The 817-nt window shown below is 28.2% G+C and carries 1 protein-coding gene; it reads right to left on the bottom strand.

Going from position 1 to position 817, the window contains the following annotated elements; all coding sequences use genetic code 11:
* Positions 1 to 580, bottom strand: a 580-nt coding sequence (locus tag Q0C22_RS05355; RefSeq protein ID WP_291492537.1) for an outer membrane beta-barrel protein, incomplete at its 3' end; no start/stop codon positions are given.
* Positions 581 to 817 lie beyond the last annotated feature (237 nt).

The raw sequence follows: 817 nt of genomic DNA on the forward strand, positions 1-817 counted from the left end.
TTATAGAATATGTATTCTCCCAGTTTTTCGCTAAATTGTGCGATTCAAAACCTATAGGAGAACTATGCATACCTATATCTATTTTGAGACCGTTTCCAATAGGTATACCAAAAGACAAAAATAAATTTCTAAATCCGTAGATAGGTCTTTTATAAGCAGGTTCCATATAGTAAGAAAGATTTCCCATATAAGATTCGGGGTGCTGTATATTTTCGCCGGTATCCAACGTAGCCGTAAAACCGATGCCAAACTTATTTTTGCCGCCAGAAAACGGATTTTTAGACAATGTTATATCAAATTCATTAACTGTAAAACCGTTAGCCTTAAAATCATCATTATAGTTTCCGTTATAGTTACCAGTAGGATACTGAGAATTTGCAATAGGATGTGCAAGATTATAAGTATAAGATGTTGCAAATACTCCGGAAAGATTAATTTGGCATAAAAAATTATTTTCTTTACATGTTTTATGCGCGTAAGCTTTTTTAGGCATATTTAATAATATTGTTATAACCATAAGAAAATAGACAACTAAAAAAATAATCAAAAATTTAGATCTAAATCTTAAGAAATATCTCATTTTCCACCCTCCTGCATACTACTATCCTCCTACTTTATTTTATTAGATGTTAGTTATTTGTTTTAAAATATCGATATATCTTTATTGATATAATGCTAAATAAAAAAAGGTGTGTGAAAATTTATTAGGTCTATTATGACATAACGGAAAATAATTGTCAATTAAAAATATAGGAATTTGTTTAATATAGGAATTTGTTTAACCTGATAAAGAAATTAATAAATATTTTCTATTGCA

It is taken from the genome of Desulfurella sp., from assembly GCF_023256235.1.
Taxonomy (GTDB): domain Bacteria; phylum Campylobacterota_A; class Desulfurellia; order Desulfurellales; family Desulfurellaceae; genus Desulfurella.